The following is a 16,443-nucleotide window of genomic DNA, read 5'->3' as shown; positions in this document are numbered from 1 at the left end:
ACCTTACAGCGCTGCGCCGTCGATCTGCGGCTTCAGTCGATTCACCGCATTGGTTACTTCTTCGTGGTGGGGATGTATAGCCAATGCCCGTGAATAGGCGTCGTAGGCTTTGTCGGGTTGTCCGATAATCTCAAAGATCAGGCCCAGACCATAGATTGCCTCGTAATTGTTGGGGTTCAGGGTCAGGGCATGTTCCAGATCGGCAGCGGCCATGCCAAACCGTTCGATCCCGAAAAAGGCCGAAGCGCGCAGGTGCCAGCCTTCAGCAAAATCGGGCGCATGGTCCGTCAGGGCGGTCAGATGTTCCAGTGCCGCACCTACGTCACCGTCATCCAACGCTTCGCGGCCACGTTCCAGTAGCAGATCGGCCGATGCTGAACCGGACTGGGCCCACAGAACTTGCAACTGCCGATCCAGGGCAATGGCCTGCTCGGGCGTCGATTGGGCAAGTTGTTGCAGCAATTCGCCCTCGTCCCGTGAATCCGCCTGTTGCGCAAGGCAAGTGGAGGAAATCGTGACTAGGACAAAAAGTGCCGCGACGGTACCTTTGAGATTGTGGATTGCAATGCTCATAACAATAGTCAGTGTAGCGTTGCGACCGGGGATGTCCATTCACGGCGCACTAACAATATGAGGAAAAACATGAGTGAGACACTTGAAAAGGCAGCCGCCGCTTTGAATGAAAAACTGGAAGGCGGCGCGTTTGATGCCTCGGCCAAGTTTGATATCGCCGATCTGGGTGCCATTGTCCTGGATTCCAACGGCGCGCGGGTCAGCGACGATGATGCTGATGTCACCCTAAGCGCGGATGCCGACACGTTCGAACAAATCCTCAGCGGTGAATTGAACCCGACAGGTGCGTTCATGTCCGGCAAGCTGAGCATTGATGGCGACATGGGTGTTGCCATGAAGCTGGCATCGGTACTGGCCTGATGGAGTTCTCGCCGGCCCCTTTGTTTGAAGACGTGGCCGGCGGCCCCGCCGGTGGTAAGGCCCACTGGTTGACGACGTCGGATCAAAAACGCATCCGCGTTGCTCACTGGCTTCCGGACGGAAAGGCACATGGCACTGTCATGATGTTTCCGGGACGCACGGAATACATTGAAAAATACGGCAATACTGCCAGCGAATTCGTAGAGCGTGGGTTCGCCATGCTGGCCGTCGACTGGCGCGGTCAGGGTCTTGCAGATCGGTTGCTGGACGATGCTCGGGTCGGACATGTCGATCAGTTCACCGATTACCAGCAGGACGTTCAGGTCACCCTGAAACTTGCAGGCGCGCTGGACCTGCCGAAACCGTGGTACGTGGTTGGGCATTCGATGGGCGGTGCAATCGGGTTGCGTGCCGTCATCGAGAATGGCTGCTTTGCCGCATGTGCCTTCACGGGCCCTATGTGGGGAATTTTCTTCACTCCGGTCATGAAACCCCTAAGCCGCGTGACAGCCTATTGGGGCACAGCACTTGGCCTGGGCGAGCGCACACCCCCCACCACAACGCTCAAAAGCTATGTTCTGTCGCAACCTTTCGAGGGAAATATGCTGACCCGTGACCCGGACATGTACCGGATGATGCAGGATCAGTTGAACGCACATCCTGAACTCGCGCTGGGTGCCCCTTCAAACCTGTGGCTGCGCGAGTCGCTGGACGAATGTGCATGGTTGATGGAACAGCCCGCCCCGAAAACTCCGTGCCTGACATTTTTGGGCAGCCATGAGCAAATTGTGGACCGCAAGGCAATTCGTGCGCGCATGGCCAATTGGCCCAACGGAACGCTGATCGAAATTCCGGATGGTGAACACGAGGTGCTGATGGAAGCACCCGAGGTTCGAGGGCCTGTTCTGGACCAGATCGCGGCGCATTTTCTGGCCAACCAGGCCAATGGCGCTTCCAAGCTGGTTTCCTCGTAAACCTTTTCACCTTTGGGATTGGCCGCTTGTGATCCGGGCGCGCCAGCCCTAGATGTTTGCAAAAGCAGTCTACTAAAGGTGACCCATGCGCAACCTTCCCTTCCCTGTCCGTGACGCGAACGCAACCGGTGGTTCCGGCAATCTGGGCAATCTTCCGGAATGGGATCTGAGCGATCTCTATACCTCGGAAGACGCACCCGAATTAGCGCGCGATCTGGATTGGCTGGAAGGTGAATGTGCCGCGTTTGCTGCTGATTACGAAGGCAAGCTGGCCGGTCTGGAGGCCGCAGACCTGCTGACCTGTGTGCATCGCAACGAAAAGATTAACGCCATCGCCGGGCGTATCATGTCCTTTGCCGGTCTGCGCTATTATCAACTGACCACAGATGCAGAGCGCGCCAAATTCCTGTCGGACATGCAGGAAAAGATCACGATCTTCACCACTCCGCTTGTGTTCTTCACGCTCGAGATCAACCGGATCGAAGACGTTGTTCTGAAAGCGCATTTTGCGGCGAACACGGATCTCGCCCGCTACGAACCTGTGTTCCGTCGCATCCGCGCAATGAAGCCCTATCAGCTGTCTGATGAACTGGAAAAGTTCCTTCATGATCTGGGGGTTGTCGGCGACGCGTGGGAACGTCTGTTCGACGAAACGATTGCCGGACTGGCCTTTCATGTCGACGGTGAAGAACTGAACATCGAAGGCACCCTGAATCTGCTGACGGAACAGGACCGCGCGAAACGTGAGGCCGCGGCGCGTGAGCTGGCTTCGGTCTTTCAGGACAATATCAAAACCTTTGCCCGCGTTCACAACACGCAGGCCAAAGAGAAAGAAATCGTCGACCGCTGGCGCAAGATGCCGACCGCTCAGACCGGGCGTCACCTGTCGAATGATGTCGAGCCCGAGGTGGTCGAGGCCCTGCGCGAGGCGGTCGTGGCCGCCTACCCCAAGCTGAGCCATCGCTATTATGAGCTGAAGCGCAAGTGGCTTGGACTGGACGTCATGCAGGTCTGGGACCGCAACGCGCCCCTGCCCATGGAAGACACGCGTATCGTGAATTGGGAAGAGGCCCAAAAGATGGTGATGAACGCGTATAATGCCTTTGACCCCCGGATGGGTGAAATCGCGGCGCCTTTCTTCTCAAAAGGATGGATCGACGCGGCGGTGAAACCGGGCAAAGCGCCGGGGGCCTTCGCCCATCCGACGGTCACCGATGTCCACCCCTATGTGATGCTCAACTATCTGGGCAAACCGCGCGATGTGATGACGCTTGCCCATGAACTGGGTCACGGCGTCCATCAGGTGCTGGCCGCCGGTCAGGGCGAGATGCTGTCATCCACCCCGCTGACACTGGCGGAAACCGCCTCAGTCTTTGGTGAGATGCTGACATTCCGCAAGATGCTGGACCAGGCCGAAACCCCGGAACAGCGCAAGGTACTGCTGGCCGGCAAAGTCGAAGATATGATCAACACGGTGGTCCGCCAGATTGCCTTCTACGACTTTGAATGCAAGCTGCACGCCGCCCGGCGCGAGGGCGAGCTGACCCCGGATGACATCAACGCCCTGTGGATGAGCGTTCAGGCCGAAAGCCTTGGCCCCGCATTTGAATTCATGGACGGGTACGAGACTTTCTGGGCTTACATCCCGCACTTCGTCCACTCGCCCTTCTACGTCTATGCCTACGCCTTCGGCGACGGGTTGGTGAACGCGCTCTATTCCGTTTACGAAAGCGGCGCGGATGGGTTTGAGGACAAGTATTTCGACATGCTGCGCGCTGGTGGTTCAATGCACCACAAGGAATTGCTGGCCCCGTTCGGCCTGGACGCCAGCGATCCCAAGTTCTGGGATAAAGGCCTGTCGATGATCTCTGGCTTCATTGACGAGCTGGAGGCGATGGAGGGCTGAGACGCCCTCGACAGAGGGTGGCGGCATCTGCCTTGCTGAAATAACCTGCCATGCCTGGCAATGTCACGCCCAAGGGGCTCCTGAATGCCCGCTAAGCGGACAAAGCCTCGTTTCTCTGCGATCGCACCAATGGCGGCTCAGGGTTGGCAGGGCAGAAACGTATGTTTTTTTGACCAAGCTTCTCGGTGATTTAAGGCTGCTCGGCCCAAACCTTGTAGTCGAACAGGGCGCCGTCTTCTTTGGCAAACTGAACAGTTTCGCGAACATATGCGGCGGAACGTTGGGGATCGAAATGATTGAGCCAGTGTTCGGGGTCGTCGCCGATTGGGGCAGGCAAGATGCCGTAGCCGAAATTTCGCTTGACGGTCCCACCGGCTGCCTGTGCGACCTCCATTCTTGAAATGCCAAAGCCGCGTGTGGCAAGATATTCGTTGAAGTCCAGAAGCTCGGCTTCGGAAATCCATTCAGTGCCTGCCCCTGTTTGTGCCTGCTCTATCAGGTCTTCAAACCGTGTATTCATTGCTCCTCCAGAGGACGGATGATGTCGTCCGGTTGGTTCTCTTTGTGCCCAAGCGGCAGATTACGATTGCTTACAGCGAAGACGTTACCATCGGGGTCAAGAAGCACCCAATGGCCATCCTGGCCTGTCAACAGGGTCATATCCTGCCCTTTGTATCTGCCGCGCCCTTCAACGATACCGCTCAGATCTGGACGAGGATTGGCGATGATCTCGTCAATTTGCTCAACATCGTGGCCTTTGAGGCCAATATATTCTCGCCCGCCCCCTTTGCCACCGTGGGGCAGAATTCTGTTGCCGCTAGGTGTCGTTGTGGCCCCAGGTCGGGCTTCGACAATATTCGGCCCCGCCTCTTCCGGGATCGGCGTTGAGACAATGTTGTCGGTCGGATCATCAGGAATTGGCGATCCGGTGTGGTTCGGCAGGCCAAGCTCTTCAATCGGATAGGTTTCAAGCCATTGCTCGACCCGTTCCGGAGTGAAACCCGGCAGTTGCCCCAAGCGGCGTTCATCCTCCGCAAGCTCAGGAAAGACTTCGACCCAGCCTTGCGCCAGTTCCCCATCCTGAAGCCGCAGTTCACCACGCGCGAACGCTGCCCCGGCGGCTGCGATGAAATCCTGCAAAGCGCGCTGTTTCGCGGGATCACCGCCAACGCCTGTATCAAGAATGGTGCCGGGATTTAGCAACTCATAAAGCGCTGCCGCTTCGGCCCCTATTCGTGCGAATTCGGGGGTCTTGGGCAGGACCGGATACTCGCCGGTGCTAATCCCTTCCTGCACGAGGGCATAGGCTGTCGCCGCCAGGCGACCTTCGACAGTTGTTACATCGACCCCCAGTCGCGCGCCAGCATCGTCCACGCGCCTATCACGCATGGCTTGCGTCCAGTTTTGCAGCGCATCAGACGCAAGAAGCGCCGCGCCGACGCCCGTCAGAGCGCGCAAGCCACGCATCGCCTCCGTCAGATCGAGAGCGGGGACACCATTTGCCGTGGGTGCAAAGTCAGCGAGTACCACATTGCTCTGAACGCCCGGCAGCACTGGCTCGGCATAGCACCTGCAATTGTGTGCCTCGCCGGGATGCCCGCCCTCCGGTGGATTGTTCCAGCGGAAAACGCGGTCGTCATAGGCCGCATGGCTGTCGCGCACCTTGGCATCATCTCGCGAGCGCCAGATGTATTGCTGAATCCCCAAGCTTTCCTGCCGAAGCCGATTTATTACTCCCGCAAAAGCCCGAACGAGACGTTCTTCCATGTCTGTGCGCAGTGGCCGCAACCGTTGCGGATGGTTTTGGTATTCGCCGAATATTCTCTCAAGACGCGCGTCCCAGGCGTCGAGCGCTTCTGACTTTGCATCTGACACATCCCGCAATTCAGCTTCGGAGACAATTGGCACTGTGTCAGGCGGGGTCAGCGCGTTCAGAAGCATCCGAGTGTTTTCGGAGATCACCTGGTCGAGGCGTTCGCTGAAATCGGCCCGTAGAGCTGTGTAGTTAGGAAATGTCGACTTGAGCGATAATCCTACGCGGCGGCCAATCAGATGACCGTGTCGCTGCGCGATCTCGTACTTGCCGTCACCGCCGTGCCTTAAGAAGTGGCTGAAACTGTGTTGCATGGAATCTCCGAAAACGTGCCGGAAATGTTCTATTCACAATTGGTAAACAAAGCCCAAGACTACCGTTCGCAACTTTTTTGCGGAGAGCAACGCATCCTGCTTGCATTGGAGCCAGACATTCATGCACGACGCAGCATCCGACAAAATAGGCTCAAAGCAGCCGCACCTGAGATCACTTCAACTGGCTGTCCTTCGACCCCCGCCGATTGACGCCGCCACGTGCCTTGAACGCACCATCGCGTTCCTGCTGGCACTCAAGGCACAGCTTCACGCCCGGCAAAGCAACGCGGCGTTTTTCAGGGATCGGCTCTTCGCATTCGGCGCAATGGGTCAGGCTTTCACCAACAGGCCTCTTTTGCGCCTGCATCCGCGCCAGTTCATCCGAAATCGACGCTTCGATCTGTTCGCTCACTGCGCCGTCGCGCGCCCAGCCTCCGGCCATGGGTCATCTCCTGCTAAACGTAAGCAAAAGGATAGCCGAGCCCGCGCGCAAAGGGCAAGTTACAGCGAAACTGCGCCGTCGAACACGCGGTCAATCACCTCTTGCGTCCCCCGAGAAAACTCCAGCGGACAGGGATACTCTACCCCTTCCCTGACCGAGCGGCAGAAGGCCTCGACCTGAAGCTTGTAATGGTCTGCTCCAGGGAACCGGGTGACCAGCACCTCAAGCCCCGGGCGATGCAACTCGACCCGGGCTTCACCAAACACACGCGCATTAAACGGAGTTGTCAGGCGGATCAGGCCATTGTCCCCGTGAAACACCATCTCCTGATGAGGATGCATCCGAATGGACACGTAGCTTGAGTAGGTAAAACCGGGGAACTGCGCGCGAATTTCGGTGAAGATGTCGATATCATCCTGCCAACGGATGGCTGATTGTATCGACACCGGTTCCTGCCCCGTTGCAAAACGGGCTCCACCGATCACGTAGACCCCGATATCACGCAATCCGCCGCCGCCCGTTTCAGCGCGGTTACGAATATTCTGGGTATCTGCCCGATTGTCGAAACTGAACGCTCCGGTTACGTGCACCAGATTGCCGATTGCACCATCCGCAATCAGTTTACGTGCCAGTTGCCACTGGGGGTGATGCACGATCATATACGCCTCGGCGGCAAGCAAGCCGCTTTCGTCGCGCTTTTGGATCAATGCGTCAAACTCGTCCGCCTTCATAGTCATCGGCTTTTCGCACAGCACATGCTTGCCGGCATCCAGCGCTTTCAGGCTCCATTCCACATGAAGATGGTTGGGCAGTGGTATGTAGACCGCATCAATACCAGGGTCCGCCAACAGCGCATCATAGCTTTTGAACACGTTCAGATCGGGACAGAAAGACGAAAACGGTTCAGCCTTTGCCGCGTCTGACGTCGCCAGTGCAGCCAGTCGCGCCCCGTTGGCGGCATGTATCGCCGGTGCCATGTATTCACGCGCGAATTTCGCGGCCCCCAACACGCCAAACTGAACCGGTTTTTGCATCACGCTCTCCATAGATTTTCGAACCCAAAGGGTTCGCTCCCCTGCGAGGTCCGCAGGATCGACCTGTCACACCGTCATCGAATTGAAACGCGTCCTTGCAGTACCATAGCTTTGGCTCTGCGGCCATTCTTTTGGCTTCACAGTCTGGATAGAGGCCGTACGCGTTCAGCAGGAAATGATCTGTCAGGACGCGCCGGGCACGTGCGCGAAGAGGCGGTTTCTTCGCACAAGTGTAATAACCAGCCCGCAGCTATTGCAGGCTGGTATTGTGGTCAGCTGACACCCAGCATCCCTTTTTCACGTGCCAGATCCCGCATTTTCTTTTGCAGCTTCTCGAACGCGCGAACTTCGATCTGACGGATCCGCTCGCGGCTGACATTGTACTGCGTGCTAAGGTCCTCCAGCGTCACCGGCTGATCCAGCAAGCGGCGCTGGGTCAGGATGTCCTTTTCACGGTCGTTCAACACGTCCAGCGCCGCAGCCAGCAACTCGCGACGCGCTTCCAGTTCATCGCGCGCCTCATAGTCTCCGGCCTGATCGGCGTCTTCATCCTCAAGCCAGTCCTGCCATTGCATCGTCCCTTCGCCTTCGGACCCGACCGTGGCGTTCAGAGACGCGTCCCCGCCGGACATACGGCGGTTCATGCTGATGACTTCCTCTTCGGTCACGCCAAGATCATTGGCAATTTGCGCGACGTTTTCGGGGCGCAAGTCGCCCTCTTCCAGTGCGCCGATGCGCGCCTTGGCTTTGCGCAGGTTGAAGAACAGCTTTTTCTGCGCCGAGGTTGTGCCCAGTTTCACCAGCGACCATGACCGCAGAATATATTCCTGAATCGAGGCGCGAATCCACCACATGGCATAGGTGGCCAGACGGAAACCCTTTTCAGGGTCAAAACGTTTGACCGCCTGCATCAGGCCCACATTGGCTTCGGAAATCACTTCGGCTTGCGGCAGACCGTAGCCGCGATATCCCATGGCAATCTTGGCCGCCAGCCGCAGGTGCGATGTCACCATCTTATGCGCGGCTTCTGTGTCCTGCTCTTCGACCCAGCGCTTGGCCAGCATGTATTCTTCTTCCGGCTCAAGCAGGGGAAACTTGCGAATCTCCTGCATATAGCGGTTCAGGCCGCCCTCGGGCGTCGGCGCGGGGAGATTTGCGTAATTTGCCATTATGATGTCCCTCCGACAAATGTTTAAGTCTTTAACATAGGATATGGGTAAAGAACCCATCCTGTTCAAGAGGTGCTGCTAACAGTCTGAAATTAATCTTTCATGAAGGAAAGATAAGAAACTCTTACTCACAGGACTTTGCTTATTATGTCAGCGGTGCGCGAAGCGCGGCAATCAGGTTCTCCATGTCTTGCGGCAGTTCGGCTTCAAACCGCAGGTTTTCGCCCGTCACCGGGTGCTCGAACCCCAATACGGCAGCGTGAAGCGCCTGCCGGGGAAAGCCGGACACGCATTCGGCGGCGGCAGGCGCAAACGCCTTGGTCGCCAGTTTCCGCTTTCCACCATAGACCGGATCCCCGACAAGCCCATGCCCGGCATGGGCCATATGAACGCGGATCTGGTGCGTTCGCCCGGTCTCGAGCCAGCAGTCGATCAAAGCCAGGCCAGCAGGCGTGCCAAATGTTTCAACAACCCGCGCGCGTGTCACCGCGTGGCGCCCGCCATGAAACAACACCGCCTGCCTTTGACGGTCGGTCTTGTGCCGCGCAAGCTGGGTGGTCACACGCATGATGTTTCCCGGTTCAAAGCTGACACCTTTGACGCCTCGCAAACGGGGATCACTTGCATCCGGAACCCCGTAACACACAGCGCGGTAATAGCGTTCGACACTATGTGCTGCGAATTGCTCGGCCAGCCCGTGATGTGCGGCGTCTGATTTGGCGACCACCAGAAGACCGCTGGTTTCCTTATCGATCCGGTGAACGATACCTGGGCGTTTCACCCCCCCAACACCTGACAAAGCGTCACCGCAATGGTGTAACAAGGCGTTGACCAGCGTACCCCCGGGCGAGCCCGGCGCGGGATGCACCACCATACCTGCTGGCTTGTTGACGACGATCACGTCTGCGTCTTCGAAAACAACCTCAAGCGGGATGTCTTCAGCACCGATATGGCTGTCTTCCGCTTCGGCTACAGTTATGGCGACCTGAGCCCCTTCGGACACCTTGGCCTTTGGGTCCTGCGTCCGGGTTCCGTCAATCCAAACCGCGCCATCCTCGATCAGGCGCGCCAGCCGCGTGCGCGACAGGTTTTCACCGTCTGGCGCATCGCGGGAAAGCGCCTTATCAAGGCGAGGCGGCGGATCAGCCGCGATCTGAAACTCAATCTGGCGGGTGCCCATGACTGTCCCTTCCGAACCCCAAGAACCGCAGGAAACCCCGCAGCTGCGATTGCTGCGGCGAATGGTCATGCTGCTGACCGCGGTGATGATTGGCGGGGTTCTAGTGACATTCGCCCTGATTGTCATCCGCCTATCGGACCGCACACCTGCCTTGCCAGATCAGATCAACCTGCCCGACGGTGCCCGGGCACAGGCCCTGACCATCGGGTCCAACTGGTATGCGGTCGTGACCGACGACAACCGCGTCCTGATCTTTGACAAGACAACAGGAAAGCTGCGTCAGGAAATCGCCGTCGAGTAACCTGATCAGTTCGGGAACAGACGGGTGCCGACCCAGGCCTCACCCAACTGCACATCCAGTTCAGGCGTACGCATCTTGCGTTTTCCGCCAAACGGGCAGAGCGTAATTTCGCCAAGATATATCTTGTCGCCAATTACATAAAGGTCCACCCGCGCAAACTCGACACGTTGCCCAACCGCTTCGGCTATTGCGACCATATCGTCAAAGACCTCTGGCTTGGGCTCGGTGTCATCGCTTGTCTGGAAGTACAGCTCTTTCGGGATAAAGTTGAAATCCCGGTCGTGGATCATCTGCACATGCCCCCGAGAGCGGTCCCGGTCGACCTGAACAATCTGGACCTTTCCGGCGACAACCCAGAATTTCCAATCGATGATGTCCTGACCTTCAACCGCCAAATCTTCCTCGAGGAAATAGCGCGTTTCGATCGTGGAATACCACCATTCTGCCGCCCAGAAGCCGTGGGGAATGGGTTTATTGCTCCAGTTGGTAAGCTTTTCCTTGGCCAGGTTGCGGTCTTCTGTGTTCATGGGCCAAGTGATCCTGTGGTTTTGCCCCTGCCCGTTATTGCATTTGAGCCAATAGCTGCCGGGCTCGAGATCGAGGTCTTCCGGCAACTCAGGCGACGATGAAACCCAATAGCGCTTCACCGGTGTAACAAGGTTCCTGGCTGGTTCTGGGATATAACTTTCCGCCGTCAACTTATCCGCCGCCGACACTTCGGGCATCTCGGCAAACAGCTTCATGACCAGCATCTTCTCAGTCACGGTCTTGGGGTTGCTCAAGTCAGGCAAATAGCGCTGATTGTTGGCAAACCTCGACAATGACATAGACATGGCATTCAACCGCAATGCGTCATTGGCATAGTGATCCCAACCTCGCTGATGACCCGATTGGGGTTTGTCATTCACCCCATAAAGCCCTTTGTCTTTTATCTTATCCAATTCAACCTGGGCCAATTTGAAGAACTGCTCAGAATTTGCGACCTGAGCTACGGACATCACGCCGTTGGTGGCCTCACTGATTTCCTCTTTGCTGATCCGCAAATCCGGAAGCGAGTCGGGAAACTCAATTTTCTGCGGCGCGCCCCGCCCTCTGCGTGGCAAAGGTGCATTGGCAGGACTGATCCCCAAACCGCGCAGCCTTCGATCCAGAAATGAATGACGTTTTACACCCTTGGCAATCCACCAACGCATCCGACGGCCCCAAAGATGGACGGCCTGCGTCTGATCCGTAAGGTACTTTTTTCGAAACTCCCGCGCTGGAATGTCGTTCGCCTGCCCCGTTTGCCGAAACGGCAACGGGTAAAACACCGGGGGTGGGCTGGCGTGTTCTATCTCGCCATGATGTCGCAGAAACCACGTCATGACACCGGGTCCGTAAACACTGTGTGCCTGATCCGAGGCATGAGGCAACTCACCGGCCTTTTTCTGGCGCTCCAGATTCTCGCGTTCCTCACCTTCTACCCAAGGACGGATCGGGAATGGATCAAGACTGTATTCCGTATACGCTTTCAGCGCGGGGCTGTCGGACGGCAACCGCATGATCGCATTGCAGATCGTATTGCGATTGAAGAAGCCGAAAATATGATCCGCTTTCGGGATCGGTTTCAAAGAAATCACATCCGTATCGCACCAGAGAAAATCGGTTTTTTGCATCAGCTGCAGCCTGAAAATATCAGATTGCGGAACCGGTGTTTTAAACTGGTTGTTCATAATGAACCGCTGCGGTTCGTGAATTTCGTTCGCCGAAACCAGTTCGATACCTTCGGGTACATTCTCGACTTCGTCATAGTGGAACAGCACGACCCTGTGTCCGTTCGCGACAAAAGACAAAAGGCACATCTGTTCCAGAAAACTGAGAGGACCTTCCAACCAGAGCATTCCGATTGTGGGAAGAGTATTTTCCGCGGCCATATGCAGTTTCTCCGAAGGCGGGTTTTTCAGGATTCAGGCTGTTTTTCGCTGGAAGACGGTTGCTTGTCTGCCGAAAGACGCGCGTGCAATCCGCGGTCTTTAGCAACAAATTCTACAGCCGGCTTATTAACAAGCGTCTGGTAAAGCGCGTTGTATTCTGGCTGTTTGAGAAGATCTTCGATCAACGCCTTATGCCACAGGAATGCTTTTCGGTGCAGCCGTGCAAGCCGTTCGTCGGACTGAAACTCCGCCATCAATGCGTCAACTTCGTCCTTGTACCTGAGGATCGTCTCATCCGCCGCGCCACCCCTGTTCCAACGGTCCCAGTATTCCGTTCCCAACGTCTGGGACGAGTGATTAGCTCGCCCACGGCTGCGCTTGGCCAGATAAGCTTGTGTGGAGCGGACCGCATAGTGATTGATCTGTGCAATCTCAAATCCAAAAGGCGGTGCAACATGATTCCCAAAAGGTGCGGGTTCTTTCGCGTGCCCCCCGGGAACAGACCGGAACACACCTGCCTCAAATTCGGATTTGGGATGCGGGTTGTGCATACCATAGCGGAGATAGACTTCGCCCTGTCGGAAAAGCGATTTGACGAACCGGCGCCCCGCCCCGCCCTGCTCATACTCCAACTCACCATCAAAAAACTGTTGCGTCACTGGCGCGTCGCGCAACACATGGCGACCGCTGTTCGAGAATATCTTCCATGGAATGGAAATGACATCCACGCCCGGTGTGGCCTCAATCAGGTCGTCCACCTTATGGTTTCCGACATGAATATTCAGAAACTCATCCGCATCGCAGACATAGACCCACTTGGCTTTTTTCACGACGGGCAAACGGCGGGCCTGCCTCAGAGCTGATCTGTGAATCCCGCCCGTTCCCACTCGGTTCCTGTGAAACTCAACATGACCCAGGGCCTCAAGACGGCGCAAAATTCTGTTCGTACCGTCCGTGCAATCGTTGGTGTAAACAATGATCCTGTCGAAACCCAAAACTTTATGATGAGCCACCCATTCCAGAATATACGGGCCCTCATTTTTCATCGCAGAGATGAGGATTTTTTCAGGCTTGTTCATCGCTGCCATTCACCCCAGACGCTCAGTCGCCCTGTTTCTTGCTGTCATCTTGCGGGGTGATTTTTTCAATAGCGATCTGCGCACCAGCAATTGCCCGGATACGCAATTCACGGGGGTGTTTGCCCAGAAACTCGTTGACGGCCCGGATCACGCCATCACCCCACCAGCCGCGACGGTGGTAATCATCGAACGCCATGATCCCACCCGATTTGATCTTGGGAAACAACGCCTCCAGGTCCGCAGTAACGCCCTCGTAAGAATGATCCCCATCGACATAGGCAAAAGAGATGCTCTCATCGTCAAAGAGCTTTAATGCCGGCACCGAGAAATCGCGAATGATGCCAACCTTGCCTTCCTCGATCTCTTTTTCGAAGGACGCGACGACCTTCTGGAAGATGGCTTCCATCTTTTCGTCTTCGGTCCGGCCGACAAACGCCGTTGTGTGCGATTCCTCGCCAATATGTTTCCAGGGATCGATCAGAAACAACTGACTGGGTTCAAGCAATTTCAGGATTGTCGGAGAAAACTCGCCCTGCCAGACACCGATCTCAACAGCCACCCCGCCCTTGGGAAGGCGCGTCAGGAACGTACGACGGATCGCGTCTTTTGTATTCTTGCGCTTGGTTGCCTTGTCTGCGTTCGGTTTATTCTGGCTGCCGGGAACAGCACCGATCACTCTGGGTTCGTTTGACATCTCGACCTCACTTGCAGACGGGTATTGATTTCTCGCGAAACCCGTTTTGTTTATTGGGCAATGGCTAACATGTCGTTGCCTCAAGAACCAGAAGCTATGTGTCGTTTTTGGAAAGTGGTGGCAACTTGTCGATACCAAGCCACGGAGGCTCGAGGCTTGTAATCCGATAGTCACTCGCTTTGCTCGCAAGAAAACGGTTAATCGCCGAAGACATGCCGGAATAAGACCCTTTGCCCCGCCTGTAGGATGTAAAGGCGATACTTCCGCCCGGAGCCAGAACCCTGTCGATCCGGTTCAACAATTGTAACATGACACGCTCGGCGCGAACGCCGCGTATGATTACGACGCCCACACTTTGATCCTGAAACAACTTCAGCATCAAAGGCGGCAGCGCTCGGTAGACCCTCAGACGCCCCGCAATGATCGGTTCGCGGAAATACTCCAGCAATGCATAGAACGCGCGATCCAGGGCCTGTAGATTACTATCTTGCGTTGTATCCTTGCAGGCGAACGTATCCCACGACAGCCCCCATGGCCCGATGATTGTCAATTGCGCGACTGCATCCAATGCGAGTATTTCTTCTACGATTTCGGTTTCGACATGCCCGATCAAAACCCAGTTCTTCTTGCCACTAATTGACCGCAAGAACCGCTGTCGCTGCTCTTTCGTTCTTTCAACCTCCGGAGACACTTGCGGCAGGAAAGATGGGTCCTTCGGATCGAACGGCAAGTCCACCTGTTTTGCATCAGTGATTAATGCATGCTGTGCCGCCGCTTCTTCGTACTCCATGGCCGTTCCCAGAGAATCCAGCCGGGTAAACCAGGGATAGTTATTGGGTCGTGAGTTTTCAGGTTTGGACATCTTGCCCAAACGCGTCCATTTCGCAACTTGCGCGAAAGAAACTTCGGGGTCTTTGTAGGTCTCGGCATCAAAGGAAAGATCGCCTTCTTCCATCACGCCCAGATCCAGCGCCTTTATATATCGCCCCCCGGCAAAATTCTTGTACCGGGTTATGAATCCCTGCGCGGCCTCTGTTTCACGTATCTCCGAGATACGGCGCTTGTGATAAGCAACAGCTTTTTCGTGCAAATCTCCCAGAACACGATCCGCACGTAGTTCATCATACGATTTTCCAAGGCGGTCCAATTTGGAAAGGACCGATAATTCTTCAACCTTGTTGAAGCAATGCATGTGCCAATAGGCTTGTCCCGTTGCCTCCATCTTGGGATGAAACGCGGTTGTGTTTACATCCCCCCGCAGCCGCTTCATCAGATAACTCTCAATGGACCGGACGGCATAGTGGTTCATCCTGAAAAACTGCTGCCCAAAGGCCGCGCCAGTCGTGGAATGAGACCAACCGTTTCGCCGCATTGCAGGTGGCAAGGGATCTCCGTCACCATCGATCCATGCAAAGCTTTCAGCCTTGCCGGCGATTGGGCCACGTGGACGGTGTGTGTTGATTGCCCGATAAGACCCGTTGTTTCTGACAAGCGATTTGAAGGCACGCACATTCTGCGGCGTAACCACCCCCAACTCTGCTGCAGATGTGAATTGTTCGATCACAAACTTGTCTTCAAACTCGACAATCCCATTGTGCCCGAACATCTGCCATATCGCGGCAAAGCCATCTGCATGTGGAAAGGTACGAAACAGATCGTCCAGCGTGCCGTCCCCAACACGGATATCGAGAAATTCGTCGACATCACAAACCAGAATCCACTCGGCCTCAGCGTACCAGGGATGTTCCATAGCGTTCGCATAGGCCGACGCCTGCGGCCCATGCTTCCAGGGACCGGGGTTGTCGATATGCACCAGAAAACCCAGTTCCTCGCATCTTTTCAAAATTGCGTCAGTGCCGTCGGAGCAGTCATTCGAGTTAACGATGAAATGCGTAAACCCGATCGAAAGGTAATACGCGATCCATTCAAGGATGAACGGCCCCTCATCTTTCATCGTTGATATGACAAGTCTCATCGCACCTACCCGCAATTACGGCCCGCAAATTCAGGACGAAGGGAAAAATCGCATCATTGCAGAGGCATGGCGCGCTTCCCGACACCTGGCTTAGTTACGGGCCACGGATTTGCAATGCAAGAGAACAGACCAGAACGGCAAAGTCAGCTTCGCATAAGCTGATCCGTGCTTCACAGGATGCGAAAAGATTTGGTGCGGTCGAGATGCCTTGAAGTACCGTTGCCCTGTATTTCTGCTTGTCCCCCTATATCCACCGGCGTGGAAAAAATTGCGCAAGGACAGTGCTTTGCGGGTACTTTACTGTTTCCCTTTAGCTCCAAGTGTTTCACTGTGTCCCTGAATACAGGGTGGACATGAAGGTGGATCGATGCCTGCACTAAACAAACTCACGGCAGTCAAGGTAAAGACAGCGCCTCCCGGAAAATACAACGACGGTGGCGGGCTTTGGCTGCACAAACGCGCTGATGGCGGCGGGCAATGGTTTCTGCGGGTCCAAATCCACGGCAGACGACGCGAAATGGGTCTCGGTTCATTTACGGAAGTGGGCCTGAAAGAAGTCCGTAACAGTGCCGAACGATGGCGTAAGGTCGCCCGGAGTGGCAAAGACCCAATTAAGGAGCGACACTGGACCTGTCCCGTTTTTGTGCCGCCCCAAGTGCTCGTTTAAGCCACTTTCCTTTCGAATGCGACAGGGCTTTTCCAGCCCAATGCTGAGT

16 protein-coding genes are annotated in these 16,443 nt (G+C 56.0%); 5 read left to right on the top strand and 11 right to left on the bottom strand.

Annotation, left to right across the window (positions count from 1 at the left end):
• Window positions 1–3: 3 nt before the first annotated feature.
• Complete coding sequence (locus ACR0M3_RS00080; RefSeq protein WP_480565207.1) at window positions 4–573, bottom strand: tetratricopeptide repeat protein; 570 nt, start codon at window positions 571–573, stop codon at window positions 4–6.
• A gap of 69 nt (window positions 574–642) precedes the next feature.
• Here ACR0M3_RS00080 and ACR0M3_RS00075 point away from each other — a divergent pair, with 69 nt between their 5' ends.
• The 3 genes from ACR0M3_RS00075 (at window position 643) to ACR0M3_RS00065 (ending at window position 3,813) form a co-directional block, all read left to right on the top strand.
• Window positions 643–933: an SCP2 sterol-binding domain-containing protein gene (locus ACR0M3_RS00075; RefSeq protein ID WP_209504212.1), complete on the top strand. Its 291-nt coding sequence runs from the start codon at window positions 643–645 to the stop codon at window positions 931–933.
• Entirely contained in the window at window positions 933–1,907 is a 975-nt protein-coding gene (locus tag ACR0M3_RS00070; RefSeq protein ID WP_267364481.1) for an alpha/beta hydrolase, read from the top strand. The genes ACR0M3_RS00075 and ACR0M3_RS00070 overlap by 1 nt, the downstream gene beginning before the upstream one ends.
• 85 nt (window positions 1,908–1,992) lie before the next feature.
• A complete protein-coding gene (locus tag ACR0M3_RS00065) occupies window positions 1,993–3,813 on the top strand; it encodes a M3 family oligoendopeptidase (RefSeq protein ID WP_480909105.1) in 1,821 nt (606 codons plus the stop codon).
• A gap of 190 nt (window positions 3,814–4,003) precedes the next feature.
• On the opposite strand, the gene ACR0M3_RS00060 is transcribed toward ACR0M3_RS00065, so the two are convergent.
• From ACR0M3_RS00060 to ACR0M3_RS00035, 6 genes are all read right to left on the bottom strand, one after another.
• Window positions 4,004–4,333, bottom strand: a complete 330-nt coding sequence (locus ACR0M3_RS00060) for a hypothetical protein (RefSeq protein ID WP_480508082.1) — start codon at window positions 4,331–4,333, stop codon at window positions 4,004–4,006.
• Window positions 4,330–5,940 (bottom strand): phage minor head protein, encoded by a 1,611-nt coding sequence (locus tag ACR0M3_RS00055; protein WP_480772582.1) that lies wholly within the window; start codon window positions 5,938–5,940, stop codon window positions 4,330–4,332. Before ACR0M3_RS00055 ends, ACR0M3_RS00060 begins: the two co-directional genes overlap by 4 nt.
• A gap of 172 nt (window positions 5,941–6,112) precedes the next feature.
• On the bottom strand, window positions 6,113–6,382 hold the full coding sequence (locus tag ACR0M3_RS00050) for a DksA/TraR family C4-type zinc finger protein (RefSeq protein ID WP_480583687.1): 270 nt from the start codon (window positions 6,380–6,382) through the stop codon (window positions 6,113–6,115).
• 59 nt (window positions 6,383–6,441) lie between these two features.
• A complete protein-coding gene (locus ACR0M3_RS00045) occupies window positions 6,442–7,416 on the bottom strand; it encodes a Gfo/Idh/MocA family protein (RefSeq protein WP_480909103.1) in 975 nt (324 codons plus the stop codon).
• 272 nt (window positions 7,417–7,688) lie between these two features.
• On the bottom strand, window positions 7,689–8,585 hold the full coding sequence (rpoH, locus tag ACR0M3_RS00040) for an RNA polymerase sigma factor RpoH (protein WP_209504218.1): 897 nt from the start codon (window positions 8,583–8,585) through the stop codon (window positions 7,689–7,691).
• A gap of 145 nt (window positions 8,586–8,730) precedes the next feature.
• Window positions 8,731–9,765: an RluA family pseudouridine synthase gene (locus ACR0M3_RS00035; protein WP_480909101.1), complete on the bottom strand. Its 1,035-nt coding sequence runs from the start codon at window positions 9,763–9,765 to the stop codon at window positions 8,731–8,733.
• Here ACR0M3_RS00035 and ACR0M3_RS00030 point away from each other — a divergent pair.
• Window positions 9,764–10,066 (top strand): DUF6476 family protein, encoded by a 303-nt coding sequence (locus ACR0M3_RS00030; RefSeq protein WP_480565221.1) that lies wholly within the window; start codon window positions 9,764–9,766, stop codon window positions 10,064–10,066. The genes ACR0M3_RS00035 and ACR0M3_RS00030 overlap by 2 nt on opposite strands.
• 5 nt (window positions 10,067–10,071) lie before the next feature.
• On the opposite strand, the gene ACR0M3_RS00025 is transcribed toward ACR0M3_RS00030, so the two are convergent.
• From ACR0M3_RS00025 to ACR0M3_RS00010, 4 genes are all read right to left on the bottom strand, one after another.
• On the bottom strand, window positions 10,072–11,979 hold the full coding sequence (locus ACR0M3_RS00025; RefSeq protein WP_480909099.1) for an ATP-grasp fold amidoligase family protein: 1,908 nt from the start codon (window positions 11,977–11,979) through the stop codon (window positions 10,072–10,074).
• A 26-nt stretch (window positions 11,980–12,005) separates the two neighbouring features.
• Window positions 12,006–13,058, bottom strand: a complete 1,053-nt coding sequence (locus ACR0M3_RS00020) for a glycosyltransferase family 2 protein (RefSeq protein ID WP_480909097.1) — start codon at window positions 13,056–13,058, stop codon at window positions 12,006–12,008.
• A 22-nt stretch (window positions 13,059–13,080) separates the two neighbouring features.
• Window positions 13,081–13,752, bottom strand: coding sequence for a class I SAM-dependent methyltransferase (locus tag ACR0M3_RS00015; protein WP_480583676.1), 672 nt, complete (start codon window positions 13,750–13,752; stop codon window positions 13,081–13,083).
• Window positions 13,753–13,846: 94 nt separating this feature from the next.
• Entirely contained in the window at window positions 13,847–15,727 is a 1,881-nt protein-coding gene (locus tag ACR0M3_RS00010) for a glycosyltransferase family 2 protein (protein ID WP_480909095.1), read from the bottom strand.
• Window positions 15,728–16,094: 367 nt separating this feature from the next.
• Here ACR0M3_RS00010 and ACR0M3_RS00005 point away from each other — a divergent pair, with 367 nt between their 5' ends.
• Window positions 16,095–16,394, top strand: coding sequence for an Arm DNA-binding domain-containing protein (locus ACR0M3_RS00005; RefSeq protein ID WP_480909093.1), 300 nt, complete (start codon window positions 16,095–16,097; stop codon window positions 16,392–16,394).
• Window positions 16,395–16,443: the final 49 nt, after the last annotated feature.

The sequence above is a fragment of the Ruegeria sp. O5 genome, assembly GCF_056535105.1.
The sequence above is the reverse complement of the archived record's forward strand: the minus strand, read 5'-3'. Positions and strand labels throughout refer to the sequence as shown.

Bases quoted from the DNA above. Each gene is read 5' to 3' on its own strand.
- ACR0M3_RS00055 (WP_480772582.1), bottom strand. From the start codon at position 5,940: ATGCAACACAGTTTCAGCCACTTCTTAAGGCACGGCGGTGACGGCAAG.
- ACR0M3_RS00025 (WP_480909099.1), bottom strand. From the start codon at position 11,979: ATGGCCGCGGAAAATACTCTTCCCACAATCGGAATGCTCTGGTTGGAA.
- ACR0M3_RS00060 (WP_480508082.1), bottom strand. From the start codon at position 4,333: ATGAATACACGGTTTGAAGACCTGATAGAGCAGGCACAAACAGGGGCA.
- ACR0M3_RS00020 (WP_480909097.1), bottom strand. From the start codon at position 13,058: ATGAACAAGCCTGAAAAAATCCTCATCTCTGCGATGAAAAATGAGGGC.
- ACR0M3_RS00005 (WP_480909093.1), top strand. From the start codon at position 16,095: ATGCCTGCACTAAACAAACTCACGGCAGTCAAGGTAAAGACAGCGCCT.
- ACR0M3_RS00080 (WP_480565207.1), bottom strand. From the start codon at position 573: ATGAGCATTGCAATCCACAATCTCAAAGGTACCGTCGCGGCACTTTTT.
- ACR0M3_RS00035 (WP_480909101.1), bottom strand. From the start codon at position 9,765: ATGGGCACCCGCCAGATTGAGTTTCAGATCGCGGCTGATCCGCCGCCT.
- ACR0M3_RS00015 (WP_480583676.1), bottom strand. From the start codon at position 13,752: ATGTCAAACGAACCCAGAGTGATCGGTGCTGTTCCCGGCAGCCAGAAT.
- ACR0M3_RS00030 (WP_480565221.1), top strand. From the start codon at position 9,764: ATGACTGTCCCTTCCGAACCCCAAGAACCGCAGGAAACCCCGCAGCTG.
- ACR0M3_RS00075 (WP_209504212.1), top strand. From the start codon at position 643: ATGAGTGAGACACTTGAAAAGGCAGCCGCCGCTTTGAATGAAAAACTG.
- ACR0M3_RS00045 (WP_480909103.1), bottom strand. From the start codon at position 7,416: ATGCAAAAACCGGTTCAGTTTGGCGTGTTGGGGGCCGCGAAATTCGCG.
- ACR0M3_RS00010 (WP_480909095.1), bottom strand. From the start codon at position 15,727: ATGAGACTTGTCATATCAACGATGAAAGATGAGGGGCCGTTCATCCTT.
- rpoH (WP_209504218.1), bottom strand. From the start codon at position 8,585: ATGGCAAATTACGCAAATCTCCCCGCGCCGACGCCCGAGGGCGGCCTG.
- ACR0M3_RS00050 (WP_480583687.1), bottom strand. From the start codon at position 6,382: ATGGCCGGAGGCTGGGCGCGCGACGGCGCAGTGAGCGAACAGATCGAA.
- ACR0M3_RS00065 (WP_480909105.1), top strand. From the start codon at position 1,993: ATGCGCAACCTTCCCTTCCCTGTCCGTGACGCGAACGCAACCGGTGGT.
- ACR0M3_RS00070 (WP_267364481.1), top strand. From the start codon at position 933: ATGGAGTTCTCGCCGGCCCCTTTGTTTGAAGACGTGGCCGGCGGCCCC.